A 26,985-nucleotide genomic window follows, 5' to 3' on the forward strand; every position below is an offset into this window, starting at 1 on the left:
ATGAGTGATAAAGACAGTCCTAGATTTACGACACATGTAGCCACGCCGGAGATACCCCATGGACACCTTCAAAACGATGCTCAGTAACTGGGAAAACAAAGCTCACGAAACCTCGAAGCTTGTTGAAATCACCCTGACCATTCGCCAACAAGACCTAGTGAAAATCAAGGCGTTTGCGGAAGCCTATGGACTAGATCAAAGCATCATCACGGAAGGTCTGATTCACTCTGCTATAAAAGAAGCGGAAACAGCCATGCCCTACGTCAAAGGGACTAAGGTGATCCGAGTGGAAGAAGGTGAAGAGATTTTTGCCGACGCTGGTAAGACACCCGCCTACGTCGAAGCTGAACAAGCAATTTCAAAGACCCTACGGGGATAGGGTCTTAGAGACGAAACACTAGCCTCGCAAGGGGCTATTCAGTTTGATCTTGTTGAAGCCGCAATTCTTCCTCTGCCTGAGCAAATAATTTTTCGTAACCTTTGAATTTGCCCATTCTTGACTTGTTCAGCAGAGAAACCTCAGACAATTTCATCAGACAACGATAAGTCTTAACGAAAATTTCGCTGTATGAATTCTGAATGTGTTGCTCAGGCGAACTGACCTGACCACATTTCAGACACATTCTGACGTAGTGAGTGAGATTGTAATCATCAAGCGAGCTGAAATAATCATAATATTCAGCCTCGGTTTTTTTTGCGGCACTGTTTCTGACATCTGTACTATTAAATCCAGACACCTTGTAGGCATGCTCAATAAGCTCAGCTAGGCTTTTCTCAACTACCAAACCATCAAAGTATTCGTCAAGTTTTTGCTGAACGTAGTCGTGTTCCGGCCAACGAAACAAATCACTCTTCTTCTGGATATTTTTATTAACTATTATAGTATCAAAGTATTTGTCAATAACTGGTTTGATTTTATCATCACGTCCGGCTTCAGTGTAAACACAAGCGACACCATCCAAATTACTAACTTCAAAGTTGACAAGAGACTTTTCAATCGCCAAATCGAAAGCTTCAAATACTTTATCGTCATTATCAAGAAAAGACGCATGATAGATATTCCAAGCATCCTGCAGCAAAGCGATTTCTGACTCATGCTTGATTTTAGCTTCCAGAGCTTTGATAACCTCCTTCAAAGATTCTTCGTCAGCATACCCCTTCTTCACCAAATCAATGATAGCAACATCAAATTCATCGCACCGAGTAAAGCCATAGTCGTCAAGGTAACTAGTCTTTTCCTCGATAGATTTTTTCAGCTTGGCTTCGACTTCATTCACTTCATCGCCGGGAAGGTCAGTATCAATATACCCTCCCCCATAATTCAGAATAAAATCGAGATCAACCTTCGCAGTATCACCGCCATATTTAGACAAAATTGCTAACGGCAAAACATGAAGAGCCTGCTCAATGACATGATCGTTAGCACCCTCTAATGTCTTTTTGAGAAGGCCAGCAAAATAATCAATCTTCTTGAGCAACCGAATATTGTTAATATCCAGCCTACTGACATTCTTTGTAAGAATCTCATGTAATTTACTATTGGTAGAAAAAACGAGCTTCACCGATTCTTCTACAGAAGGATTGAAAGTCACCTCATAGTCAAAGACTTTCTCATGATACGAGAAAAAATCATCGCCAGATTTTAGCGTTCCATCGTTGAGCAGCATTACAACGCGGCAGTTTTTGCTTTCAATCAACAGAGAGATTAGACCTAATACTTCTCTATCGTGTAGCCCTGAACCTTTCCGCTCGAAATCATCGAGACAGACCAGCGTATCAGTAACGCGGAGGAACTGAAGACTCTCGACTATTGGGCCAATACCTTTAACTCCCATCGCTGATACATCATTGAACAGGGATGAACCTTTACGCATCCACCCCGCGAATCGACCTGAAATGTCTTTAAGGTTCTCTTCAAACGAGCTTTCATCAGAAGCGATATGAGCACGCTCCCGATAAACCTTGTTTTCATAGATTGATTTCTTCAAGTCTTTCAGGCTATTCAGCCCAAAGAGAGAAACGTAAGAGTAATTACGTTTATGGAACGAATCCCGGCTTTCAAGCACGACTTGTTTCCAAAGGTGGGTCTTACCCGTCCCCCAATCCCCTTTCAGAACAATTGCCCTATCCTTTTCGCCTTTGACGAAATCTACAAGGGCTAACTTGACCTTTTTAACGGACATTAACGCACTCCCTTGACCTTATTCATTTATGACTACCTATCATCGCAAAGCAGCGGAATCTCATCAGGAACAACGGAAATCACCGAATCACTAGAATGATTCGCTCTTCCTATACACCACAGAGACTGCCAGTCTTCTTCTCTAATACTTGAAAAAAAGACAATATCGAAACATCTAACTTTTTTAGACATCCTCGGTAACTGGATGATATTACCAAAAAAATCAATCGTGGGAGATTTCGCAATCACAACCTCAGCTTGTTCTTCTGAAGAGAAAACTTTAATAGCTTTGCTTTCTTTATCATCAATCCGTGCAGTGAAAATTTTCTCTCCATAATCAAGCTTGCGAATCACATCACCCTTGAAAAGCTGGGCGTATAGTTCGATGTATCGTTCATCCTGCAGCGTCAAATCTAAGGTTTTCAATCTGAGCTGCTTAGGAATTTTGGAGGCAATAATTCTAGAGCACTCAGCGACCTCTACGATTTTTTTCAATCGATCAAATATCTCAGTGTAGTCACCATACGTCCCATCCCAGAGACGCATAGGTTCACCGTTAAGAACTATTTCAACTGAAATCCTAGACTTTGGATATTTTACAACGAAGTCATAGGCTCTTTTAATACGGTGATAATGCCGTAAATTATCAAGCGACTGCCCTAACCAGCCAGCAACGTCGAAAGTATAGGTTGCGTCTACCTTGTAGCGATCATGAATAAAATAACGATAGGTAAAGAATCCATTTAATGCAGAACCTTCAATAGCGAATTGTTTTGACCCCTTCCCCATTAATGATTCAGTTTCAGCCAGTTCAAATTCAGCTTCATCACTTACAAAATAGATACAGGTTTCTAGTCGTCGCTTACTCGGCGTGAGCGTAAGAGTTCCGCCAACGATGACTTTATTAAGATGTTCAAATAGTTTGGAACCTACGAATTTGAAATCCTTAGTAGGTATATGAACCGGCTCCCCCATTTCAGTCATGTTTTGCCATGCCTGATCAGCAGAAGCATTGGCTTCATCATCATTAAAAACTATCTGAATTTCTGGTGCAGGGTCAGTGATGGGAATCAGCTCATGCACGACAGAACCGCTTGTAGCAGTGACGACAACCTTAAAGTTTGGATCGATACTGTTTACTGACTGTTCATAGCCTTCAACAACCGCCGAGACATCGAAATTTGCCGGACTACCTGACTTCGTAATTAGGGAAATAGTTGCTTCAAGAATCCCCGCACGAATTTTGTTCTCAGCCTCAAATGGTGCCATCGGAATCACACCAACCAGCGAAGAAACGTAGGATTGATGAACAGCCTTCATTTGTTTCAAATGAGCTACGGTATGAAATACTTCCTCATTGTCAATCAGCTTGGAGCACGAATAGCACATCCAGATACCGTTATCGAAATGTTTTCTTTCTGCTCTAGTTTGGGTTGCGTCCCACCGCTTCGCACCCGGCCCGCTCGCAGCAGCACAAATATGTGCGGCGACACCAATGCTATTTTTCCTGTCCCCTGCATCCGTGGAGCCAATCGTGAAGACACGACAACGCGAACAGAGATTAGCCGCTCTCACACATAGCTCATACTTGGTCGTTTCTGAGAAGTCGTCACGGGTGCTCACGCTGGCCCCTTCATCAACAACCTTTGGTGCTCTGGTCTTCCGTGGGGCCATCGTTGGTAACTCGCAATCGTGTAGGTGGAATCTTGTACAGGCGTTTTAACATCGAACGCTGGGGCACACCAAGAAATGGTGCTGGTATCGACACCCGGAAACGACCAAATCTCATGACAAAATTGGGCTACGCTTGCCTTTAATGGATCAGCTCGCCCACAAAATTCTCTATTGCTCTGCCCGCTGTACGAAGACGTCGGCCCTACCCCGCGCTTTCTCACCTTGTCACGCCGTTATCTGCATGATTTGTCGGCCAGCGCCGACGAACCGAAGCACTGATAAACACGCATAAACCCCGGAAAACCCCTTGTATTCCGGGCCTCTCAGAGGCCCGGCGTACCGCTGCACGGTGCGAAAGTTCCAACTTTTAAACACTGACCATTCAGTCAGATATTTTTTTAGGCAAATCGCCATCTTCTCTGAACTATTCAAAAAAGCCTCCGGTCACAGCCAGTAAGCCATCACTTGGAACAGCCGTTTGAATAGGTGCCACAGGCTTAACCGCCGGGCCCGCCGCCGCTGACCACCTGCGATGGATTTTGATGTTTCTCAGGAGTAATCCAATGGAGTTGAAGACGATGAAGACCAGCACTGCCAAATCCTCGTTTAACCACCTGCGCGGGCTCAAATTGGCCGCGCTGGCAATCGGCACCAGCTTCGTTTTGGCTGGCTGCGCCGGCAACCCACCGACCGAGCAATACGCCGTGACCCAATCGGCAGTAAACAGCGCGGTCAGCGCCGGCGGCACCGAGTACGCAGCCGTGGAAATGAAGTCGGCCCAGGACAAGCTCAAGCAAGCCGAAATCGCCATGCACGACAAGAACTACGACGAAGCCCGTCGCCTGGCTGAACAAGCCGAGTGGGACGCGCGCGTCGCTGAGCGTAAAGCCCAGGCTACCAAGGCTGAACAGGCTGTAGCGGACTCCCAGAAGGCCGTCGACGATCTGCGCAGGGAAGGCATGCGCCCGGCTGCTATCCAGCAGAAGTAAGACACTTCCTGTGACTGCATCGCACCTGATATCGAATTGAAAGGACGACACGACTATGCGTAAACAATTGATGATCCCTGCCCTGCTGGCGATGAGCGTTGCACTGGCGGCCTGCTCCACCCCGCCGAACGCGAACCTGGAAAATGCACGGACCAATTTCTCGGCCCTGCAAACCAACCCGCAAGCCACCAAGCTCGCGGCGCTGGAAACCAAGGACGCCAGCGAATGGCTGGACAAGGCTGACAAAGCCTTCCGCGATAACGAAAACGAAAAGAAAGTTGATCAGTTGGCTTACCTGACCAACCAGCGCGTTGAAGTGGCCAAAGACACCATCGTGCTGCGTGAATCCGAAGCCAAGCTGAAAAACGCCGGCGACGATCGTGCCCGTGCCCTGCTGGATGCACGTGATGCGCAGATCAAGCAGTTGCAAGACAGCCTGAACGCCAAGCAGACCGATCGCGGTACGCTGGTGACCTTCGGTGACGTGCTGTTCGCCACCAACAAGTCCGACCTGAAATCCAGCGGCCTGGTGAACATCACCAAGCTGGCGCAGTTCCTGCGCGACAACCCAGACCGTAAAGTGATCGTTGAAGGCTACACCGACAGCACCGGTTCCGACTCGTACAACCAGAGCCTGTCGGAGCGCCGTGCCGCTTCCGTACAACGTGCACTGGCGCAGCAAGGCGTGGATATCTCGCGCATCGTGACCCAGGGTTACGGCAAGGAATACCCGGTTGCCGATAACGGCAGCGTCTCGGGCCGTGCCATGAACCGCCGCGTTGAAGTGACCATCTCCAACGACAACCAGCCAGTCAAGCCGCGCTCTTCCGTTGCTAACTGATTGATTGATGCACCATGAAAAAACCCACCTCACGGTGGGTTTTTTTATTTTCAGACCTCGACTTTCCGGCCGTTGTCGCTCTCCGGCATCATCGATGCCATGTCTTTAGCGCCCGCCTTGTCGCCTCCACCCAGCATCATTTCCAGCATCTTCAACGGGTCGTTGCCGCCTTTCTCAGCGCCCTGCCCGCCTTCCGCGCCTTCGGCACCTTGCTGCCCACCCGCTTGCTGCCCCAGGCTTTGCATGCCTTTCATCATTTCCATCATCTTGCCAATGGCACCAATGCCACTCATCGGATCCATTATTCAACTCCCAGGTTCGCTATGCGTAAGTTAGATGCCAGCAACGCTGACAACCCAGTCAGTGGCGTCTTACGCAATACGGTTCCAAATATTTCCTGAGTGCGACCCTGTGGCTGAAGGCAGAACTATTGCTGCAACTGCAGCGTTTCCTGGCCCATGCAGCGCACGGCCTGCTTCTTGTTGTTCACCAAGACACCGCTGAGGCCTTTCTGCTCGGTATCGAACATTACCAGCACGCCATCCACGCACTGGGCCACTTGGGCGGCAGGGGTCAGGGAAATTTTGTAGTCCTCACCGGGCACGGTCTTGAGCAGGGTGAAGTCGCTGAGCAGCAACGCGTCCTCGGGTTTGGCGAAGTGCAGGTAGCCGTAGTACCACAGGCAACCGACGGTACCGATGATGGTGCCGATGCCGGTGAGGATCAGCGGGATCATGTTGCGTTCTTCGCTCATTGCGGGCTCTCTGAGTCAACGTTGGAAATGGGGTAATTCGGGATTTCACCCAGGCGGCGCAAGCCGTTGAAGTGCTGGGGGTCGTCCAGATAACGCAGCATCACGGTTTGCCAGGTCTTGTCGGCGAAGGTCTGCACGTGACCACCTCGGGTCAACTGCAGCACACGGGGCGGCGGCGCCGCCTGGTACAGGCGGATGCCGTTGGCCACCGGCACGATCGGGTCATCCAGGCTGTGGAACAACAGCTTGGGCACGCCGGTCAGCCGGGGCATGGCATGGATCGCACTGTCGGCATCCGGCACCAGCCAGGACAACGGCACCTGCAACGGCCATGTTAACCAGGAGGTACTCAGGGCGAATTGTCCTACGTCACGGTAACTGGCGGGCACGCCGTCCAATACCAGGGCCTTGAGTTGCGCCTGGCGCTCCGGGTGCTCTGCCAGGTAATGCACCGCCAGCGCGCCGCCCAGGCTTTGGCCGAGCACGATAAGCGGCTGGCCCTGGGTTTCGGGTGCCTTGTCGAGCCAGTTGAACGCTGCGTCCACATCCTGGTAGATCGCCGGCAATGACGGTTTGCCTTCCGACAGCCCATAGCCGCGATAGTCCAGCAGCAGCACTTGATAGCCCTGCTCCGGCAACCACCAACTGCCGCCGAGGTGCCAGGCCAGGTTGCCGCCATTGCCATGCAGGTGCAGCACCGTGCCCTTGAGCGGCACGCCGGGTTTGGCCGGCAGCCACCAGGCGTGCAGCTTCACGCCATCGCGGGTGGTGAGGGTGACGTCGCGGTAGGCCAGGTGGGCTTTTTCCGGCGTAAACGGCAAGCCGGGCTCGGGGTAGAACAGCAGCGAGCTGCAGCCGTTCAATGTGAGTAGCAGGCACAGAATGCCGAGGATTCTCATCCGTTGAAAGCCTCGCGATTGAGATGAAATTGCCAAACTTGTGCAGATCTACTGACGTGTGGAGATTTAAATGTGGGAGGGGGCTTGCCCCCGATAGCGGTGAATCAGGTACACATAGGTGGCTGACACACCGCCATCGGGGGCAAGCCCCCTCCCACATTTTCAGCCGGTTTCGTCAGTTATATTCTTTACAGGATATTCGAGTAATCCGCCTCGATCCGGTCCAGGCTCAGGTGGTTGAGGAAGTTGGAGAAACACATCCACGCCGCCAATGCGTTCATGTCGCGAAACTGCTCCGGCAGGTACTTGGGCGGCACCACCAGGCCTTCATCCACCAGTTGGCGCAGGGTGCGCATGTCTTCCAGGGTGGTCTTGCCGCAGAACAGCAGCGGCACCTGCTCCAGCTTGCCTTTGCGCACGGCCAGCTGGATGTAGTTGTAGACCATGATAAAGCCCTTGAGGTAGGACAAATCCTTGGTGAACGGCAGACCGTTCGGCACCGAGCCACGGAATACCCGGCTGGCATTGCCGTAGCTCTCGGCCATCTCGAAGCCTTGCTCGCGGAAGAACTCGAACACCTGCAGGAAGTCAGCGCCCTCCTCCACCATATGGATGGCGCGGGTGCGGTTGGTCAACTTGCGCAGGCGGCTGGGGTAGGAGGCAAACGTGATGATCTCCATCAGAATCGCCAGGCCTTCCTGGGTCACGGTGGACGACGGCGGGCCCTTGGACAGGAAGGTGCAGATTGGTTGGTTCTGGCCGTTGAGGGTGGTGCCCACGTGGACCAGGCCTTCATGCACTTCGAGGGCGCGCACGTCGCGGTCGTTGAACATCGCGTCGGCGCGGATCTTGATGTAGTCGGCGCCCGCCGCCGCGTCGGCGACGATGCCGTCGGACTCGAACACGCGGATGGTTTCTTCGGCCTCGCCAAACACCTTGTTCAGGCGAGTCTGCAGCAGCGCCACGGCGTCCTTGGCGGTGAGGGTCTTGGCTTCGTCCTTGAGGTCGCCACGGCCGTCGATGTTGTTGAGGTAGTCGGAGAGCATCAGGCCCAGGTCGGCCAGCGTCGGGTCGCCGGCGTGGAACGCATCGGAGGCGGCGCCGTACAGCTCCTGGGAGATCAGGCCGAAATCCTCGGTGCCGCGCGCTTCGAGCATGCGCACCACCATGCGGTACTCGCGGCACATGCGGCGCATGATCTGCCCCACCGGGCTGAACTGGCCGAGGCGGCGGGTGATGTCGCGTTCGATGTTCTGGAACTCCAGCTTCACCGCGCTGGAGTCGAACGCCAGCGGGCGGTTCAGGTAGTAGTCACGGCTCACGGCGGGCATTTCCTTGCCCTTGGCCTTGAGGAATCCCTGGCGAATGTTCTCGTCCCACTTCACGGCGTCGAGGACGCGAATCGGTGTTTGCGCCAGCACAATGCGATCAGACAAGGTGCGTATCGTCTGCTGGTAATCGTCCACCCGGTGCTTCCTCTTTAAACGTTATTTGCCCGCGCGCTGGTAGCGCACGGCTTCAACGAACACATCGGCATTGGCCGGGTCATCCAGGTAGGCAAACACCTGGCTCATGGGGCTGTCCACCAGCACGCCGTCGCCTTCGACGGTTTCCACGGTATGGCCCTGCAAGGCCTTGTGGCCGATAGCTTGATGGACCTGCTCGAGCTCGAGGTTGTAGACCACCAATTCGTGCTTTTCATCAAACTCAAACCCGGCAAGGATGAAATGCCCGCCAAGCTTGGCCGGCAACGGCGCCGACAGGTACCAGCGGCTGCCATGGCGCGAGACGGTAAACAGGTACTCGTCGCGCTGGCCCGGCTTGGCTGTAGGGTAGCTCACGGCTTTATATTGGTTTTTACCCGCATGGGTAATCTGCAGGTTGAGCGGCTCACCCCAGGCATTTTTGCTGGCCCATTTTCCCAGCAATTCATCCGGCGCCGCTTCCCGGGCCGGCAGCGGGTCCTTGAAGGTCACCAGGCAACCGCTCAACAGCAGAAACGACAAGGCGATTGCCATGACACGCCAGGTTTTCATCGGACATCCCCCGGTGTCAGACCGAGGCCAACACCAAATGCATGTAACGCTTGAGGATTTCAAGCATCTCGTCAGCGGTGAGCGGCTCTGCGCCGCCCAACAGGCCCTGATATTCCATCCGACCGATTATCGCCGTCAACACTTTGGCATCCTGTTGCGGCTCGCGGGAGCCCAATACCTGGAAAAACTGCCCCGTGCCCTGCAACAGGATCTGCTGGTGGGAGCGCACCAGTTCGGCCAGGCGCGGGTTGAGCAACGCCTCTTGGCGAAAGGCCTGCTCGGCCATCAGGTAGTCGCGACGGTTGGCCAGTTGGCGCTGCACGTAGTCGGCAGTGAGCCGCGCAATATCATCGGCCAGTTGCGAGCGCGACGCCGCGCTGCCATCGCCATAGGCGACCATCTCGCGCAGCAGGCCTTCGTTGCGCACCCACAGCTTGCCCATGAAGGCGGCGCTGCGCTCCACGTATTGCGCGAAGGTATCGGTGAGCAGGTCATCGATATCCTTGAAATAGTAGGTGGTGGCCGACAACGGCACCCCTGCCTCGGCCGCCACGGCCCGATGGCGCACGGCCCGCACGCCGTCACGCACCACGATGCGCATGGCCGCATCGAGAATGTCTTGCCTGCGTTGCTCGCTGCCCCGACGACTGGCCTTGCGGCCCTGGTACTGGACGCTTTCAGCCACGGCAGCGGCAATGCCGGCGGCGCCTTCTTGAGCGATTACGCGGTTCACGACACACATCCTTGAATAGATCAAAACCTGGCGCTGTTTGCTTGACGCTTAAAGACGCCACATAAAAAAGCCGCCTTATAAAAGGCGGCTTCGGATTTCGCTACGGTTACGCTTGTGGCCGCATGTGCGGGAACAAGATCACGTCGCGGATCGACGGCGAGTTGGTCAACAGCATCACCAAGCGGTCGATGCCGATACCTTCACCGGCGGTTGGCGGCATGCCGTATTCCAGGGCACGCACGAAGTCGGCATCGTAGTGCATGGCTTCGTCGTCACCGGCGTCCTTGTCGGCCACCTGGGCCATGAAGCGCTCGGCCTGGTCTTCCGCGTCGTTAAGCTCGGAATAAGCGTTGGCGATTTCGCGGCCGCCGATGAACAGCTCGAAACGGTCGGTGACGTTCGGGTTGTCGTCGTTGCGACGCGCCAGCGGCGACACTTCGAACGGGTACTGGGTGATGAAGTGCGGCTGTTCCAGCTTGTGCTCCACCAGCTCTTCGAAAATCATCACCTGCAGCTTGCCCAGGCCTTCGAAGCCCAGCACCTTGGCGCCGGCCTTCTTGGCGATGGCGCGGGCCTTGTCGATGTCGTTGAGGTCGTCGGCAGTCAGCTCAGGGTTGTACTTGAGAATCGAGTCGAACACCGACAGACGCACAAACGGTTCGCCGAAGTGGAACACCTTGTCGCCGTACGGCACGTCGGTGCTGCCCAGCACCAGCTGCGCCAGCTCGCGGAACAGTTCTTCGGTGAGGTCCATGTTGTCTTCGTAGTCGGCGTACGCCTGGTAGAACTCCAACATGGTGAATTCAGGGTTGTGACGGGTCGAGACGCCTTCGTTACGGAAGTTGCGGTTGATCTCGAACACCTTCTCGAAGCCGCCAACAACAAGCCGCTTGAGGTACAGCTCAGGCGCAATGCGCAAGAACATTTCCAGGTCCAGCGCGTTGTGGTGGGTTTCGAACGGCTTGGCTGCAGCGCCACCCGGGATGGTTTGCAGCATCGGGGTTTCGACTTCAAGGAAGTCCCGCGCCATCAGGAAGCTGCGGATGTGCGCAATCACTTGCGAACGTACGCGGAAAGTCTGGCGCACGTCTTCGTTGACGATCAGGTCAACGTAGCGCTGGCGGTAGCGCTGCTCGGTGTCGGTGAGGCCGTGGTGCTTGTCCGGCAGCGGGCGCAGCGACTTGGTCAGCAGGCGCACGTTGGTCATCTCGACATACAGGTCGCCCTTGCCGGAGCGGGCCAGGGTGCCTTCGGCTGCGATGATGTCGCCCATGTCCCAGGTTTTCACCGAGGCCAGGGTTTCTTCCGGCAGGGTCTTGCGGTTGACGTAGACCTGGATGCGACCGGTCATGTCCTGGATCACCATGAACGAGCCACGGTTGAGCATGATGCGACCTGCCACCTTGACCGGGATCGCAGCCTCTGCCAGCTCTTCCTTGGTCTTGTCCGCGTATTGCTTCTGCAGATCTTCGCAGTAGTTTTCGCGACGGAAGTCGTTGGGGAAGGCATTGCCCTTGGCGCGCTCGGCAGCCAGCTTTTCCTTGCGCAGGGCGATCAGGGAGTTTTCTTCCTGTTGCAGGGCTTGCGGGTCGAGTTGTTGGTCGCTCATGTCTTTAAATTTTCCATCAGGTTCGTTGTCCCCGACTTAGGCCGGGGATCGCCTATCGTCTTTTTACAGGCCGGATTTCAGGCTGGCTTCCAGGTATTCGTCGATATCGCCGTCGAGCACCTTGTCGCAGTCGCTGCGTTCGATGTTAGTGCGCAGATCCTTGATCCGCGAGGCATCGAGCACGTACGAACGGATCTGGTGACCCCAGCCGATATCCGACTTGGTGTCTTCCAGCGCCTGGGACGCGGCGTTGCGTTTCTGCATTTCCTGCTCGTACAACTTGGCCCGCAGCATTTTCATGGCGGTGTCCTTGTTGGCGTGCTGGGAACGTTCGTTCTGGCAGCTGACCACGGTGTTGGTCGGTACGTGGGTGATACGTACGGCCGAGTCGGTGGTGTTTACGTGCTGACCACCGGCACCCGAGGAGCGGTAGGTGTCGATACGCAGGTCGGCCGGGTTGATCTCGATTTCGACCTTGTCGTCGATTTCTGGCGAGACGAACACCGCGCTGAACGAGGTGTGGCGACGGTTGCCGGAGTCGAACGGGCTCTTGCGCACCAGACGGTGTACGCCGATTTCCGTACGCAGCCAGCCAAAGGCGTATTCACCCTTGATATGCACGGTGGCGCCCTTGATACCGGCGACTTCACCGGCGGACAGCTCCATGATGGTCGCGTCGAAACCGCGTTTGTCGGCCCAGCGCAGGTACATGCGCAACAGGATGTTGGCCCAATCCTGGGCTTCGGTACCGCCGGAGCCGGCCTGGATGTCCAGGTAGGCGTTGTTCGGGTCCATTTCATGGCTGAACATGCGGCGGAATTCGAGTTTGGCGAGGTTTTCCTCGAGACGGGCCAGCTCGGCGACGACATCGCCCACTGCGCCTTCGTCGTTTTCTTCGACGGCCATGTCCAGCAGGTCACGACAGTCGGCCAGGCCGGTGTTCAGCTCGTCGAGGGTGTCGACGATCTGCGCCAGCGCAGAACGCTCGCGGCCCAGCTCTTGGGCGTATTCAGGTTTGTTCCAGACAGCCGGATCTTCAAGCTCGCGATTGACTTCGGTCAGACGCTCATGCTTTTGATCGTAGTCAAAGATACCCCCGAATAGTTTCGGAGCGCTCGGACAGGTCCTTGATGGTGTTAAGGATCGGGTTGATTTCCATGGCGGGCAGCACTCGTTGGCGAACTTTTGAAAGCCGGCGAGTATAACGGCAAATGGGGGGGAGCGGCAGCCCGCTTGGCGAAAAGCCGGGGGCGCTGTTTACGAACGCCGAGTACATATCCGTTTTTTTTGGTAACGGCTACCTATGGTTTCGCCCTTACGGCGACTCACTTTGGAAAAGCCCCAAAGTAAGCAAAGGGCTCTTGCCCCACCACTCGGCACCTCGCTTAGGCTCGGTGTGCCCGAAAACAGGTACTACGCAGCGGGCCGCCGCGACGGGGCGTCCCTGCCCCGTCGCGGCTAAACCGGCGTCCTGCCGGTTTACCCGCTCCGTACTACCTGTTTTCGGCCAGCGTGGTTAACGGGGCGCCTGAGATCAAAATCAAAAGCCAAAGCAAAGCAGATCAAAAGCCGGCTGCGGTGCATCTGACCTGTGGAGATCAAAATGTGGGAGGGGGCTTGCCCCCGATGGCAGTGGGTCAGCTAAGGATTTATCAACTGACACACCCTCATCGGGGGCAAGCCCCCTCCCACATTTTTAACCGAATTCCAACATACAATACCGGTCGGGCTCTAAGGCCGCCGCGCTTTGGCTTTTGATCTCGAATCGCCCCGTCAAACACGCTGGCCGAACGCAGGCTTGAATCCGTGGGTAACCCGGCAGGACGCCGGGTTAGCCGCGCTGGGCCAAGGAGGGCCCATCGCGGCGGCCCACGGATTCAAGCCTGCGTTCGGGCATGCCGAGCCTAGGCGAGGCACCGAGTGTTGGGGCGAAGACCTTTTGGTTACTTTTGGGGCGTTTGCCAAAAGTGACCCGCTGTAAGAGCGGAACCATAGGCCGCAGTTACAAAAACAACGGATATGTACTCAGACCCAGGCAAGCCCCCTCCCACATTTAGATCTGCAGCGACCCTCAGGCTATTCGATACCCACCTGATTACGCCCGTTGTGCTTGGCCATATACAACCCCTTGTCCGCCGCCAGAATCAGCTGCCGACAATCCGTCCCCTGCTGCGGCGTCATGGTCGACAACCCGATGCTGATCGTCAGGCTAGACCCCTCAGCCGGCGCAATATGCGGAATCTTCAACGCAGCCACAGCCATGCGCAATTTCTCGGCCACCAACCGCGCACCACCGGGCGACGTGTTGGGCAGCACCAGGGCAAACTCCTCTCCCCCATAACGCGCCGGCAAATCCGATGGCCGGCTGCTGGCATCACGAATAGTCGCAGCCACCTTGCGCAACGCCTCATCCCCTTCAACGTGCCCAAAGCTGTCGTTGTAGGTCTTGAAGAAATCCACATCAATCATCAACAACGACAACTGCGTCTGATCGCGCATGGCACGTCGCCATTCCAGCTCTAGGTACTCATCAAAGTGCCGGCGATTGGACAGCCCGGTCAAACCATCAGAGTTCATCAAGCGCTGCAGCACCAAATTAGTGTCGAGCAATTGCTGCTGGCTGACCCGCAACGCCCGATACGCCGCATCCCGCTGCAACAGCGTCATATACGAGCGCGAGTGATAGCGGATACGCGCCACCAGCTCGATGTTGTCCGGCAGCTTGACCAGGTAATCATTGGCCCCCGCCGAAAACGCCGCGCTCTTGATCAGCGGGTCTTCCTTGGTCGATAGCACAATGATCGGGATATTCGCCGTGGCCGGATGGTTGCGGTATTCACGCACCAGCGTCAGGCCATCAAGACCGGGCATCACCAAATCCTGCAGGATCACCGTGGGCTTGATGCGGATCGCCTGGGCAATCGCCTGGTGCGGGTCGGCGCAGAAGTGGAAGTCGATGTTTTCTTCGTGGGCCAGGCCGCGTCGCACCGCTTCGCCGATCATGGCCTGGTCGTCGACCAGCAACACCATGGCGGCATTTTCGTCGGTCTTGATGTCGTCGATCTGTAAATCATTCATGTGCAGTCACCTGAATTACTACCTGCAAGCCAGCATCGCTGAAGGTCATGATCATTTTGCGAAGACCTCCAGCAATCGGGGCGCAATTCTATCCAGTGGGCGAATTTCAACAGCAGCATCAATCGCCGCCGCCGCTTTGGGCATGCCATACACCGCCGAGCTTTGCTGATCCTGGGCGATGGTCAAATAACCTTGTTCACGCAGTAACTTGAGGCCCTGGGCCCCGTCGCGCCCCATGCCGGTCAGCAGTACGCCGACGGCATCGCCATTCCAGTGGCTGGCCACACTTTCGAAAAACACGTCGATCGAAGGCCGGTAAATCTCGTTCACCGGCTCTGCGGTATAGGCTAGCGTGCCATCCTTCAATAGACGAATGTGGTGGTTGGTGCCCGCCAGCAGCACCACGCCGCTTTGCGGTGGCTCGCCTTCGCGGGCCAGGCGCACCGGCAGGCCGGAGGCGCTGCTCAGCCATTCAGCCATGCCGGCGGCGAACACCTGGTCCACATGCTGCACCAGCACAATGGCGGCGGGAAAGTCCCGGGGCAAACCCTTGAGCAGGATTTCCAGGGCAGCCGGGCCGCCCGCCGAGGAGCCGATGGCCACCAGGCTCTGGCGTTTGCCGGTGTTGCGCTCGGGCGCGGTTTCGGTACGTACACGGCTGCCGCGTTGGCCGATCAGCCAGCCGATATTGAGGATCTTGCGCAACAGCGGCGCCGCCGCGTCCTTGGGGTTGCCCACCCCCAGCGCCGGGGTGTCGACCACATCCAGGGCGCCATGGCCCATGGCTTCGAACACCCGGCTCATGTTGGCCTGGCGGTCGACGGTCACCAGCAGGATCGCGCACGGGGTCTCGGCCATGATCTGGCGGGTGGCCTCCACGCCGTCCATCACCGGCATGATCAGGTCCATCAGGATCAGGTCCGGAGTCAGTTCGGCGCAGCGCTGCACGGCTTCCAGGCCATTGCCGGCCACCCAGACTAGTTCGTGCGCAGGCTCGAAACTCAAGGCGCGGCGCAGGGCCTCCACCGCCAGGGGCATGTCATTGACGATCGCAATCCTCATGCCCGCGCGCCTCCAATCAGTTCCATCACGGCGTCCAGCAGGGCGTCGTCATGGAAACTGGCTTTGGCTAAATAATAGTCGGCGCCGGCGTCCAGTCCACGACGTCGATCTTCTTCGCGATCCTTGTAGGACACCACCATCACCGGCAACGATTGCAGGCGCGTATCTCGGCGCAAGAGTGTGACCAATTCAATACCGTCCATACGGGGCATATCAATATCTGTGATCAACAGGTCAAAGTCTTCGGAACGCAAGGCGTTCCAGCCGTCCATGCCATCGACCGCCACGGCCACTTCATAACCACGATTGAGCAGCAATTTGCGCTGCAGCTCACGCACGGTGAGCGAGTCGTCCACCACCAGTACCCGTTTGCGCGGCGCTTCGGTGGCCTGCTGGCTACGCCGGGCGATGCGTTCCAGGCGGCCGGTGTTGAGCAATTTATCCACCGAACGCAGCATGTCTTCGACATCGACGATCAACACCACCGAGCCATCATCGAGCAAGGCGCCGGCGGAAATATCCTGCACCTTGCCCAGCCGATCATCCAGCGGCAACACCACCAAAGTGCGTTCGCCGATAAAGCGCTCCACGGCGATTCCGTACACGGCATCGCGCTCGCGGATCACCACGACTTTCAGGGTTTCCTGAGCATTCTGCCCCGCCGGGCGCTGCAACAGCTGGCTGGCGGCGACCAGGCCGACATGCCGGCCCTCATGCCAGAAATGCTGGCGGCCTTCCAGTTGCACGATGTCCTCGGGCGCCAGGTCGCACATGCGTTCTATATGCGCCAGCGGGAACGCATAGGCTTCTTCGCCGACTTCCACCACCAGGCTGCGCACCACCGACAGGGTCAGCGGCACTTCCAGGTGAAAGCGGCTGCCCTGCCCCGCCGTCTGCTCCAGCACCACCGCGCCGCGCAGTTGGCGGACCATATGCTGCACCGCATCCAGGCCGACGCCGCGCCCGGACACTTCGGTGACCTTGTCGCGCAGGCTGAAACCCGGCAGGAACAGGAACGTCAGCAGTTCCTCCTCGCTCAGGCGCAGCGCGGTTTCCAGCGGTGACAAATGCCGGTCGACGATGGTGCCGCGCAGGCGCTCGAGGTCGACGCCATTGCCGTCGTCGCTCAACTCCAGCACCAGCAAACCGGCCTGATGGGAGGCGCGCAGGCGGATCAGGCCTTCGGCGGGTTTGCCGGCGAGCACGCGCTGCTCGGGCATCTCGATGCCGTGGTCGACGGCATTGCGCAGCAAATGGGTGAGCGGCGCTTCGAGCTTTTCCAGCACATCGCGGTCGACCTGGGTTTTTTCGCCTTCGATTTCCAGGCGCACCTGCTTGCCCAGGCTGCGGCCGAGGTCGCGCACCATGCGCACCTGCCCGGCCAGCACGTCGGCAAACGGGCGCATGCGGCAGGCCAGGGCGGTGTCGTAGAGCACCTGCGCACGCTGCCCGGCCTGCCAGCCAAACTCATCCAGCTCGGCGTGTTTTTCCGCCAGCAGGGCCTGGGCTTCGGCCAGCAGGCGGCGCGTGTCGGCCAGGGCTTCCTGGGCCTCGAGGTTCAGGTCCAGGGTTTTGAGTTGGCCGTCCAAGGTGTCCAGGGCCCGTACGCTCTGGCTTTGAATGCGCTTGAGACGTTGCAGGCTGGCCAGGTACGGCTTGAGCCGCTGGGTTTCGACCAGGGATTTGCTCGACAGGTCGAGCAGGCTGTTCAGGCGCTCGGCGGTGACCCGCAGCACGCGTTCGCCGCCTTCGGTCATGCGTTTGTTCTGGCGCGGCAGTTCGCTGGAAACCGGCGGCGCAGGCTCGGGCTCCGGTGGCAATGCTTCGATAACCGGCGCAGGCGCTGGCGGGGGCGGCGCGACCTTGGCGGTGGGCTGCGACGGATCGAGCAAGCGCTCCATCAGCGCCACATAGGCCTCGATGTCGGCCGGGCCCACGTCGTTGCCCGGCGTGGCGATGCGCATCAGCAGGTCGGTGCCTTGCAGCAGCGCGTCGATATGTTCGGGTTGCAGGTACAGGCGGCCTTCCTGGGCGCTGACCAGGCAATCCTCCATCACATGGGACACGCTGACCCCGGCGTCCACCCCGACAATGCGCGCCGCGCCCTTGAGCGAGTGGGCCGCGCGCATGCAGGCTTCGAGCTGGTCGGCCTGGGTCGGGTTGCGCTCCAGGGCCAGCAGGCCGGCGCTCAATACCTGGGTCTGCGCGTCGGCTTCCAGGCTGAACAGTTCCAGCAGCGAGGCATCGCGCATCTGGTCGGGGGTCATGTGAGGCTCCGGGTCACGGCGGACAACAATTGCGCCTCGTCCAGCCAACGCAGGCTGCGGCCTTTCCACTGCAATACACCCTGGGTGAAACGCCCGCTGGCCTGGGTGCCGGAGGCCGATGCGGCCTTCAACGTGCGTTCATCGATGGCATGGATGCCGTCCACCTCGTCCACCGGCACCACCACCGGGCCGTCCTGGGCGGCGATGATCAACATGCGCGGCATGATCCGCCCGCCCGTCGCGCCATTGCCGGTGCTGTCCAGGCCGAGCAGTTCCACCAGCGACAGGCACGCCACCAGCGCGCCGCGTACATTCGCCACGCCGAGCAAGGCCCGCGAGCGCTGGTGCGGCAGCGAGTGGATCGGCTGCAGCGGCGCGACTTCCACCAGGCAACGGGTGGCGATGCCCAGCCATTCTTCGCCGAGGCGGAACATCAGCAGCGAGCGGGTGACCACGTCTTCGCTGATTTCGGCAGCGGCCTGCGGACGACGGTCGTCCTGCTGCAACGCGTAGCGGTCCAGCAGGCGCGTGGCGGCGGCGGAGTACACCGAGCAGTTGCGGCAGTGGATATGGTCCACCAGCAGCGGGCAGGATTTGTCGCCATGGATGCCGATGCGGTTCCAGCAATCGTCGATGGCTTGGGTGTCGGCCAGGGTCAGGTCGAGGCCGGTGGTGTCGAGCGCGTCGGGGCTACTCATCGTTTGTGCTCACTGTCAGCTCGCTCGCTACGCGCGGCCCGCGCCTGCAAGCGGCGCGCCCCCGCGCTGTCGCCCTGGGCCTCGAGCAAGGCGGCCAGGTGCATCAGGGCCTGCGCGTGCTGGGGTTCCAGGTACAAGGCTTTACGGTAAAAACCCTGGGCTTCCAGGGCGCTGCCGGCCACATCGCTGAGCAGCCCCAGCCAGTAAAACACCTGGGCGGCCGGCGGGTGGTTGTTCAAATACTGTTCGCACGCAGCCCGGGCCTCGGCACTTTTGCCTTCATTGGCCAGGGTGGCGATGCGGCTGAGCAAGGTCTCGGCGTCGGAGGCTGGCACCTTGATCGGCACCACCTGCGCGCTGGCCGTGCTGAAGGGCCTTGGCTTGAGCGCAATCGGCGCGGCGCTGCGCGGCGGCACCAGCGGCAGCGGCGCGAATACCGGCTCAGGCGGCAGCGGTTCGGCATGCCGGCTGAAGGCAAACGACTGCGGCACACCAATCGAACGCATGCCATGGCGGCCCAACAGGCTGCCCTCGGCCGGGCCGATAAACAGCACGCCGTCCACGTGGGTCAGGCCCTTGAGTACGTCGAAGACTTGCTTTTGGGTCGGCTGGTCAAAGTAGATCAGCAGGTTGCGGCAAAACACAAAATCATAGGCGGCTTCACTGGCGAGCAGGCGCGGATCGAGCAGGTTGCCGACTTGCAGGCGCACCTGCTCTCGCACGCGGTCGGCGATGTGGAAGCCGTCGCCGTACTCAATAAAATGGCGGTCGCGAAAGGCGATATCGCCGCCGCGAAACGAGTTCTTGCCATACACCCCGCGCCGCGCGCGTTCCACCGACAGCGGGCTGACGTCCATGCCCTGCACCTTGAACTGGTGCGGCGCAAGGCCCGCATCCAGCAGCGCCATGGCAATCGAATAAGGTTCTTCGCCGGTAGAACACGGCAGGCTGAGGATGCGCAGCGCACGCATCTGCTTGATCTCAACCAGGCGCGCGGTGGCCAGGCGGGCCAGGGTCGCGAAGGATTCGGGGTAACGAAAAAACCAGGTTTCGGGGACGATCACCGCCTCGATCAGCGCCTGCTGCTCATCCTGGGAGCTTTGCAGGTGTTGCCAGTAAGCGTCCGCCGTGGCTGCCTGGATGGCCTGGGTGCGCTGGCGTATGGCGCGTTCGATGATCGCCTCGCCAACCGACGCCACATCCAGGCCGATGCGTTCCTTCAAGAAAGCAAAGAAGCGTGGGTCGTTGCTCATAGGCTCAACTCGGCAGCAAACAACAGGGCGCGCACGTCATCGGTGAGCAGGTCATTCACGCCGATCCACTGCATCAACCCCAAGGCATCCTCGCGCACCAACCCCAAATAAGGCGCGGCGCGGTTGTCGAGGCCGTAGGGTTTGAACTCGCCCAGCTCACAGCGCAGGGTGTCGGTGGCCTGTTCCAGGATCAGCCCCAGCCAGCGCGCCTCCACCCACGGCTGCGGCTGGTAATTGACCAGCACCAGCCGAGTGCTGGTACGGGCCAGGGCCGGCTTGCCGAAGGTCAGCGCGCTCAGGTCAATGACCGGCACCAGCGCGCCGCGATGGGCGAAGATCCCCGCCACCCACACCGGCGCCTGGGCGATAGGCTTGAGGGGCAGGCGCGGCAGCACCTCGGCCACTTCCGTGGCCTTGAGGGCAAAGCGTTCGGCGCCGATGCTGAACACCAGAAACAACGCCTTTTTCGCTGCCGGGACGGCGCCGCGTTTAGCCGCGAGGTCGCTCATCAGACTTTGAAACGCGACACGCCGCTGCGCAGACCGACCGCAACCTGGCTCAGTTCATCAATGGCAAAGCTGGCCTGGCGCAGCGACTCCACCGTCTGGCTGCTGGCATCGCCCAACTGCACCAGCGCGTGGTTGATCTGCTCGGCGCCTGTGGCCTGGGCCTGCATGCCTTCGTTGACCATCAACACCCGCGGCGCCAGCGCCTGCACCTGGTGGATGATCTGCGACAGCTGCTCGCCGACCTGCTGCACCTCGAACATGCCGCGGCGTACTTCTTCGGAGAACTTGTCCATGCCCATCACGCCCGCCGACACCGCCGACTGGATCTCGCGGACCATCTGCTCGATGTCGTAGGTGGCCACGGCGGTCTGGTCGGCCAGGCGCCGCACTTCGGTGGCGACCACGGCAAAGCCACGCCCGTATTCACCGGCCTTCTCGGCCTCGATAGCCGCGTTGAGCGACAGCAGGTTGGTCTGGTCGGCGACCTTGACGATGGTCACCACCACCTGGTTGATGTTGCCGGCCTTCTCATTGAGGATCGCCAGCTTGGCGTTCACCAGGTCGGCAGCGCCCATCACCGAGTGCATGGTTTCTTCCATGCGCGCCAGGCCTTGCTGGCCGGAGCCGGCGGCCACCGAGGCCTGGTCGGCGGCGGTGGACACTTCGGTCATGGTGCGCACCAGGTCCTTGGACGTGGCGGCGATTTCTCGCGAGGTGGCACCGATTTCGGTGGTGGTCGCGGCGGTTTCGGTGGCAGTGGCCTGTTGCTGCTTGGAGGTGGCGGCAATCTCGGTGACCGAGGTGGTCACCTGCACCGACGAACGCTGGGCCTGGGACACCAGGGCGGTGAGCTCGGTCATCATGTCGTTGAAGCCGGTTTCCACCGCGTTGAACTCGTCCTTGCGCGCAAGGTTCAGGCGCTTGCTGAGGTCACCGGTGCGCATGGTGTCGAGGATTTCAACGATGCGCTGCATCGGCGCCATGATCGCGCGCATCAGCAGCAGCCCGCACAGGCCGGCGGCGAGGATGGCCACGGCGAGGGACACGAACATACTGATTTTAGCGGCGGAGACGGCATCATCGATGGCCGCGGTGGCACGGTCGGAGACGTTCTTGTTCTCCGTGATGATGTCATTGAGCTTCATGCGACCTTCGGTCCAGATCGGCGTCAGCTGCTCTTCAAGCAGCACGCGCGCGGCGGGGAGGTCGTTGTTCTGGACGCGGTCCAGCACTTGCTCGAGGACTTTGTTGTAGTTGGTGTGTGCGGCCTTGAAGTTATCGAATTCCATGCGATCAGCCTGGGTGCGCACGGTTCTTTCGTAATTGGCCATCTGCTGTTCAATGCGCGCTTCGAAGGTACGGTAGTCAGCCTTGTCGGCATTGGTGAAGGTTTTATCCTCGCGCAGACCAATGATATCGATGGTCTGCAAGTAACTGTCGACCCATGCGCTGCGGATCATCGAACTGAGGTAAACCCCGGGCACTGCGTCGTCACGCACCGCTTCCTGGCTGGTTTCGATTTTCAATAACCGTGAGTAAGAGACCACAACCATTAACAGCATGATGGCGATAATGACCGCAAAACTAGCCAGGATCCGTTGGCGCAAGGTCCAGTTCTTCACAGTAATTCCTCGAAGTGCCATTCAAATGGAGGGGAGTATAGCTGAGCAGAAGCCCTCATTAATCAACGGGTTTTGATGTAGCGCTCACAGAATGCAAAATGCTCAATGTTCACATACTAAAAGTGGGAGGGGGCAAGCCCCCTCCCACATTGGATTTATGTAAAACCGGTAATTACTGGCTCAGGCGCACCTGCTTTTCCAGCTCGGCCTTCAAGCCGGGCTCCAGTTTGAGTTGGCGCGCCAACTCATCCAGATAGGACTTCTCCATAAAGTTTTCCTCATCCACCAGCATCACGCTGGCGATGTACATCTCGGCGGCCAGTTCCGGCGTGCTGGCGGCGCGGGCGACATCGGCCGGGTCCAGGGGTTTGTTCAGCTCGGCATGCAGCCATTGCTGCAGCTCGCGGTCGTTGTCCAGCTTGGTGAACTCGCCCTCGATCAACTCTCGCTCGCGCTCATCCACATGCCCGTCGGCTTTTGCCGCCGCTACCAGTGCCTTGAGGATGCCCTGGCTGTGTTGCTCAACCTGCGCCGGCGGCAGGCGGTCGATGGTTTGCGGCTCGCCCTGGGGCGCGCTGGCCTGGTTGGCCTGCCAGTTGCCATAGGCTTTGTAGGCGATGACGCCCAATGCAGCCAGGCCGCCATAGGTCAGCGCCTTGCCGCCGAATTTGCGTGCCTTTTTATTGCCCAGCAGCAGGCCCATGGCGCCCGCCGCCAGCGCACCGCCGCCCGCACCGCCCAGCAGGCTGCCAAGGCCGCCGCCGCCGAGCAGACCGCCAAGGGCGCCCTTGTCTTCGCCTTTACGCTGGCCACCAGCCTTGTTCTGCAGCATGTCCTGACCGGATTTAAGCAACTGATCGAGCAATCCACGGGTATTCATTCGTAGCCTCCAGACACTGGGTTCGTAGGACCAATAGGCCCCCAGCGTAAAACTAAGTGCCAAAAAACCACGATCTAGAGTGCTTCCAGATGTAACTCCGCTGCCCTTCGCTTAAATCGATATACACTCGAACAAATCTATAAAAACACCCCACTGGTAATTCCAGCATGATGACCTTGCGTCAAATCCGGCATTTCATCGCCGTAGCCGAGACCGGCTCGATCTCCGCCGCCGCGCAGACCGCATTCATTTCCCAGTCCACGCTGACCCTGGCGATCCAGCAATTGGAGCAGGAAATCGGCGTCAACCTGTTCAACCGCCATGCCAAGGGCATGACCCTGACCCACCAGGGCCACCAGTTCCTGCGCCAGGCGCACTTGATCCTGGCCACCGTCGACAACGCCAAGCGCAGCCTGCAACAGAGCACCGACCAGGTGGCCGGGCAGTTGATCATCGGCGTCACCAGCCTGGTGGCCGGTTATTACCTGGCGGATTTGCTCACGCGCTTCCAGCGTGCCTATCCCAATGTGGAAATCCGCGTGATGGAGGATGAGCGCCCGTATATCGAGCATTTGCTGGTCAGCGGCGAGATCGATGTGGGCGTGCTGATCCTCTCCAACCTCGAAGACCGCCACGCCTTGCAGACCGAAGTCCTCACTCACTCGCCCCACCGCCTGTGGCTGCCGGCGCAACACCCGCTGCTGGAACACGACAGCATCAACCTCGCCGACGTGGCGCGCGAGCCGCTGATCCAGCTTAACGTCGACGAAATGGGCCACAACGCCCAGCGCCTGTGGGCCGGGGCGGGACTACAACCGCGTGTCACGTTACGCACGGCATCAACGGAAGCGGTCCGAAGCCTGGTGGCGGCGGGCCTGGGCGTATCGATCCAACCCGACATGACCTACCGCCCCTGGTCCCTGGAGGGCGACATTATTGAAGCGCGGCCGATTGCCGACCTCAGCCAGACCCTCGACGTAGGCCTGGCCTGGCGCCGCGGTACCGCGCGCCCGGCACTGGTCGACCCGTTCCTGACCGTGGCCCGCGAACAGCCGCACCCACGCAAGCCATCTATTTAATCGAATGCTGCATTCAGTATTTAGTATTTGTTGACCTCGCGCCCGACCTCTACTCTCAGTTCATCCATAAGAGAAGGTCAGGCGCCTTGTAAGAGAACGCCCATGGCCACACAAGAAAAGAGATCGCGAAAAATGTCCGGCGCGCCCACCCCGCTGCTCACTGCGTTGCTGATCGACGGCGAACTGGTCCAGGGCCAGGGTTTTGCCGAGCCGATCCTCAACCCGGCAACCGGTGAAGTACTCACCCAGATCGCCGAAGCCAGCACCGAGCAGGTCGAAAGCGCGATCCTCGCCGCCCATCGCGCGTTTGCCGGCTGGTCACGGACCACCCCGCAGCAGCGCTCGAACATCCTGTTGGGCATCGCCGATGCCATCGAAAAACAAGCCGACTACCTCGCCCGCCTGGAATCGCTGAACTGCGGCAAGCCGCTGCATCTGGCGCGCCAGGATGACTTGAGCGCCACTGTCGACGTGTTCCGCTTCTTCGCCGGCGCCGTGCGCTGCCAGACCGGGCAGCTCAGCGGTGAGTACCTGCCGGGCTACACCAGCATGGTGCGGCGCGACCCTATCGGAGTAGTGGCCTCGATTGCGCCGTGGAATTACCCGCTGATGATGGCCGCGTGGAAAATCGCCCCGGCCCTGGCCGCCGGTAATACCCTGGTGTTCAAGCCGTCGGAACATACGCCGTTGTCGATCCTCGCCTTGGCCCCAGTGCTGAAAGACTTGTTACCGCGCGGCGTGATCAACATCCTGTGTGGCGGCGGTGAAGGCGTCGGCAGCCACCTGGTCAGCCATGCCAAGGTGCGCATGGTGTCGCTGACCGGCGATATCGTCACCGGGCAAAAAATCCTCCAGGCCGCCGCCAAAACCCTCAAACGAACGCACCTGGAACTCGGCGGCAAGGCGCCGGTGATCGTCTGCAACGACGCCGACCTGCAAGCCGTGGTCGACGGCGTGCGCGCCTATGGCTACTACAACGCCGGCCAGGACTGCACCGCCGCCTGCCGCATTTACGCCCAGGCCGGCATTCACGACAAGTTGGTCGCCGAGCTGGGCGCGGCGGTCAGCAGCCTGCGTTTTGCCGGCAAGCGCGATGCCGACAACGAGCTCGGCCCGCTGATCAGCACCCGCCAGCGCGACCGCGTCGCCAGTTTTGTCGAGCGCGCCCTCGGCCAGCCGCATATCGAACGGGTCACCGGCGCCGCCGTGCATTCCGGCGCCGGCTTCTATTACCAGCCGACCCTGCTCGCCGGCTGCAAACAGAATGATGAAATCGTGCAGCGCGAAGTGTTCGGCCCGGTCGTCACCGTGACCCGCTTCGATGAACTGGAACAGGCGGTGGACTGGGCCAACGACTCCGAATACGGCCTGGCCTCCTCGGTGTGGACGCAGAACCTGGACAAGGCCATGCAAGTGGCCGCGCGCCTGCAATACGGCTGCACCTGGATCAACAGCCATTTCATGCTGGTCAGCGAAATGCCCCACGGCGGCTTGAAGCGCTCGGGGTATGGGAAAGATCTGTCCAGCGACTCGCTACAGGACTACAGCGTGGTGCGTCACATCATGGCGCGCCACGGCCAGCATCTTTAAAACAACAACTAAGCTCATGCGTTACGGCTTCACACACTGCCCCGACCATAATTAAAGAAGAGGGAACCCCCATGTCTGCGCACAAGACCGCATTGCTCAGCGCTTTGACCACCGCGCTGCTGGCCAGCGTCAGCATTCAGGCCGCCGAACCGCTCAAGGCGGTGGGCGCCGGTGAAGGCCAGCTGGATATCGTCGCCTGGCCCGGCTATATCGAACGTGGCGAAAGCGACAAGGCCTACGACTGGGTCAGCGGTTTCGAGAAGGAAACCGGCTGCAAGGTCAATGTGAAAACCGCCGCCACGTCTGACGAAATGGTCAGCCTGATGGCCAAGGGCGGCTATGACCTGGTCACCGCCTCCGGCGATGCGTCGCTGCGGTTGATTGTCGGCAAGCGTGTGCAGCCGATCAACACCGCGTTGATCCCCAACTGGAAGAACATCGACCCGCGCCTGAAAGATGCGCCGTGGTATGTGGTCGGCCAGCAAACCTACGGCACCCCGTACCAGTGGGGCCCGAACGTGTTGATGTACAACACCAACGTGTTCAAGACCGCGCCCACCAGCTGGGACGTGTTGTTCAACCCGCAGAACCTGCCCGACGGCAAGCCGAACAAAGGCCGCGTACAAGCCTACGACGGCCCGATCTACATCGCCGACGCGGCGTTGTACCTCAAGAGCACCAAGCCGGAACTGGGCATTCAAAGCCCGTACGAGCTGACCGAAACCCAGTACAAGGCCGTACTTGAGCTGCTGCGCGCCCAGCAACCGCTGATCCACCGCTACTGGCACGACACCACCGTGCAAATGAGTGACTTCAAGAACGAAGGCGTGGTGGCGTCCAGCGCGTGGCCGTACCAGGTCAACGGCCTGGTCAACGAGAAGCAGCCGATTGCCTCGACTATCCCGAAAGAAGGCGCCACCGGCTGGGCCGACACCACCATGCTGCACAGCGAGGCCAAGCACCCCAACTGCGCCTACAAGTGGATGGACTGGTCGCTGCAGCCGAAGGTTCAGGGCGACGTCGCCGCCTGGTTCGGTTCGCTGCCGGCAGTGCCTGCGGCCTGTAAGGAAAGCGAATTGCTCGGCGCCGAAGGCTGCAAGACCAACGGGTTCGACCAGTTCGAGAAGATCGCCTTCTGGAAAACCCCGCAGGCTGAAGGCGGCAAGTTCGTGCCGTACAGCCGCTGGACCCAGGATTACATCGCGATTATGGGCGGCAGATAGCTCTCCC

24 protein-coding genes and 1 pseudogene are annotated in these 26,985 nt (G+C 59.0%); 7 read left to right on the plus strand and 18 right to left on the minus strand.

Annotated features, from left to right (window positions below):
* The first annotated feature begins 58 nt into the window (after positions 1-58).
* Positions 59-379: a hypothetical protein gene (locus tag AC0IYH_RS20405; RefSeq protein ID WP_471835932.1), complete on the plus strand. Its 321-nt coding sequence runs from the start codon at positions 59-61 to the stop codon at positions 377-379.
* Between the two features lie 34 nt (positions 380-413).
* On the opposite strand, the gene AC0IYH_RS20410 is transcribed toward AC0IYH_RS20405, so the two are convergent.
* Positions 414-2,183, minus strand: coding sequence for a hypothetical protein (locus tag AC0IYH_RS20410; RefSeq protein WP_471835934.1), 1,770 nt, complete (start codon positions 2,181-2,183; stop codon positions 414-416).
* 32 nt (positions 2,184-2,215) lie between these two features.
* Complete coding sequence (locus AC0IYH_RS20415) at positions 2,216-3,805, minus strand: hypothetical protein (protein ID WP_471835935.1); 1,590 nt, start codon at positions 3,803-3,805, stop codon at positions 2,216-2,218.
* 231 nt (positions 3,806-4,036) lie between these two features.
* Between AC0IYH_RS20415 and AC0IYH_RS20420 the strand changes: the two are divergent.
* The 3 genes and pseudogenes from AC0IYH_RS20420 to lptF all read left to right on the plus strand — a co-directional run.
* A pseudogene (locus AC0IYH_RS20420) lies at positions 4,037-4,135 on the plus strand (pilin assembly protein); the annotation flags it as partial.
* A 284-nt stretch (positions 4,136-4,419) separates the two neighbouring features.
* Positions 4,420-4,845, plus strand: a complete 426-nt coding sequence (locus AC0IYH_RS20425) for a DUF4398 domain-containing protein (protein WP_116628403.1) — start codon at positions 4,420-4,422, stop codon at positions 4,843-4,845.
* Between the two features lie 55 nt (positions 4,846-4,900).
* Positions 4,901-5,686, plus strand: coding sequence for a lipotoxin F family OmpA-related lipoprotein LptF (lptF, locus tag AC0IYH_RS20430; protein ID WP_116628404.1), 786 nt, complete (start codon positions 4,901-4,903; stop codon positions 5,684-5,686).
* Positions 5,687-5,736: 50 nt separating this feature from the next.
* On the opposite strand, the gene AC0IYH_RS20435 is transcribed toward lptF, so the two are convergent.
* The 16 genes from AC0IYH_RS20435 to AC0IYH_RS20510 form a co-directional block, all read right to left on the minus strand.
* Positions 5,737-5,988 (minus strand): hypothetical protein, encoded by a 252-nt coding sequence (locus AC0IYH_RS20435; RefSeq protein WP_241092332.1) that lies wholly within the window; start codon positions 5,986-5,988, stop codon positions 5,737-5,739.
* Positions 5,989-6,113: 125 nt separating this feature from the next.
* On the minus strand, positions 6,114-6,440 hold the full coding sequence (locus AC0IYH_RS20440) for a hypothetical protein (protein ID WP_471835938.1): 327 nt from the start codon (positions 6,438-6,440) through the stop codon (positions 6,114-6,116).
* Positions 6,437-7,339 carry an alpha/beta hydrolase gene (locus AC0IYH_RS20445; protein WP_471835940.1) on the minus strand — a complete coding sequence of 301 codons (903 nt, stop codon included), beginning with the start codon at positions 7,337-7,339 and terminating at the stop codon, positions 6,437-6,439. The genes AC0IYH_RS20440 and AC0IYH_RS20445 overlap by 4 nt, the downstream gene beginning before the upstream one ends.
* 188 nt (positions 7,340-7,527) lie before the next feature.
* Positions 7,528-8,805, minus strand: coding sequence for a flavohemoglobin expression-modulating QEGLA motif protein (locus AC0IYH_RS20450; RefSeq protein WP_116628407.1), 1,278 nt, complete (start codon positions 8,803-8,805; stop codon positions 7,528-7,530).
* Between the two features lie 21 nt (positions 8,806-8,826).
* The gene (locus tag AC0IYH_RS20455; protein ID WP_471835942.1) at positions 8,827-9,375 is read right to left on the minus strand and encodes a hypothetical protein; all 549 of its coding nucleotides are present in this window, start codon (positions 9,373-9,375) and stop codon (positions 8,827-8,829) included.
* 16 nt (positions 9,376-9,391) lie between these two features.
* The gene (locus AC0IYH_RS20460; protein ID WP_116628409.1) at positions 9,392-10,108 is read right to left on the minus strand and encodes a TetR family transcriptional regulator; all 717 of its coding nucleotides are present in this window, start codon (positions 10,106-10,108) and stop codon (positions 9,392-9,394) included.
* Positions 10,109-10,214: 106 nt separating this feature from the next.
* Positions 10,215-11,717, minus strand: coding sequence for a lysine--tRNA ligase (gene lysS / locus AC0IYH_RS20465; protein ID WP_116628410.1), 1,503 nt, complete (start codon positions 11,715-11,717; stop codon positions 10,215-10,217).
* Positions 11,718-11,780: 63 nt separating this feature from the next.
* A protein-coding gene (prfB, locus tag AC0IYH_RS20470) for a peptide chain release factor 2 (RefSeq protein WP_101267159.1) occupies positions 11,781-12,876 on the minus strand; the annotation gives its coding sequence in 2 pieces (ribosomal slippage) (positions 11,781-12,803 and positions 12,805-12,876; 1,095 coding nt in all).
* Between the two features lie 917 nt (positions 12,877-13,793).
* Positions 13,794-14,795, minus strand: coding sequence for a diguanylate cyclase (locus AC0IYH_RS20475; protein WP_122774020.1), 1,002 nt, complete (start codon positions 14,793-14,795; stop codon positions 13,794-13,796).
* Positions 14,796-14,846: 51 nt separating this feature from the next.
* Complete coding sequence (gene cheB / locus AC0IYH_RS20480; protein ID WP_122774022.1) at positions 14,847-15,857, minus strand: chemotaxis response regulator protein-glutamate methylesterase; 1,011 nt, start codon at positions 15,855-15,857, stop codon at positions 14,847-14,849.
* Entirely contained in the window at positions 15,854-18,124 is a 2,271-nt protein-coding gene (locus AC0IYH_RS20485) for a response regulator (RefSeq protein ID WP_471835945.1), read from the minus strand. The genes cheB and AC0IYH_RS20485 overlap by 4 nt, the downstream gene beginning before the upstream one ends.
* Positions 18,121-18,822 carry a chemotaxis protein CheW gene (locus AC0IYH_RS20490; protein ID WP_116628414.1) on the minus strand — a complete coding sequence of 234 codons (702 nt, stop codon included), beginning with the start codon at positions 18,820-18,822 and terminating at the stop codon, positions 18,121-18,123. Before AC0IYH_RS20490 ends, AC0IYH_RS20485 begins: the two co-directional genes overlap by 4 nt.
* On the minus strand, positions 18,819-20,075 hold the full coding sequence (locus AC0IYH_RS20495) for a CheR family methyltransferase (RefSeq protein WP_471835947.1): 1,257 nt from the start codon (positions 20,073-20,075) through the stop codon (positions 18,819-18,821). The genes AC0IYH_RS20490 and AC0IYH_RS20495 overlap by 4 nt, the downstream gene beginning before the upstream one ends.
* Complete coding sequence (locus AC0IYH_RS20500; protein ID WP_471835949.1) at positions 20,072-20,584, minus strand: chemotaxis protein CheW; 513 nt, start codon at positions 20,582-20,584, stop codon at positions 20,072-20,074. Before AC0IYH_RS20500 ends, AC0IYH_RS20495 begins: the two co-directional genes overlap by 4 nt.
* The gene (locus AC0IYH_RS20505; RefSeq protein WP_116628417.1) at positions 20,584-22,206 is read right to left on the minus strand and encodes a HAMP domain-containing methyl-accepting chemotaxis protein; all 1,623 of its coding nucleotides are present in this window, start codon (positions 22,204-22,206) and stop codon (positions 20,584-20,586) included. The genes AC0IYH_RS20500 and AC0IYH_RS20505 overlap by 1 nt, the downstream gene beginning before the upstream one ends.
* Positions 22,207-22,378: 172 nt before the next feature.
* Positions 22,379-23,086: a tellurite resistance TerB family protein gene (locus AC0IYH_RS20510; protein ID WP_116628418.1), complete on the minus strand. Its 708-nt coding sequence runs from the start codon at positions 23,084-23,086 to the stop codon at positions 22,379-22,381.
* A 167-nt stretch (positions 23,087-23,253) separates the two neighbouring features.
* On the opposite strand from AC0IYH_RS20510, the gene AC0IYH_RS20515 reads away from it, so the two are divergent.
* The 3 genes from AC0IYH_RS20515 (at position 23,254) to ydcS (ending at position 26,978) form a co-directional block, all read left to right on the plus strand.
* Complete coding sequence (locus tag AC0IYH_RS20515) at positions 23,254-24,165, plus strand: LysR family transcriptional regulator (RefSeq protein ID WP_012722545.1); 912 nt, start codon at positions 23,254-23,256, stop codon at positions 24,163-24,165.
* Positions 24,166-24,297: 132 nt separating this feature from the next.
* Positions 24,298-25,755: a gamma-aminobutyraldehyde dehydrogenase gene (locus AC0IYH_RS20520; protein WP_177411962.1), complete on the plus strand. Its 1,458-nt coding sequence runs from the start codon at positions 24,298-24,300 to the stop codon at positions 25,753-25,755.
* Between the two features lie 71 nt (positions 25,756-25,826).
* Complete coding sequence (gene ydcS / locus AC0IYH_RS20525) at positions 25,827-26,978, plus strand: putative ABC transporter substrate-binding protein YdcS (RefSeq protein WP_122774037.1); 1,152 nt, start codon at positions 25,827-25,829, stop codon at positions 26,976-26,978.
* Positions 26,979-26,985: the final 7 nt, after the last annotated feature.

The organism is Pseudomonas sp. AC463, assembly GCF_979253585.1.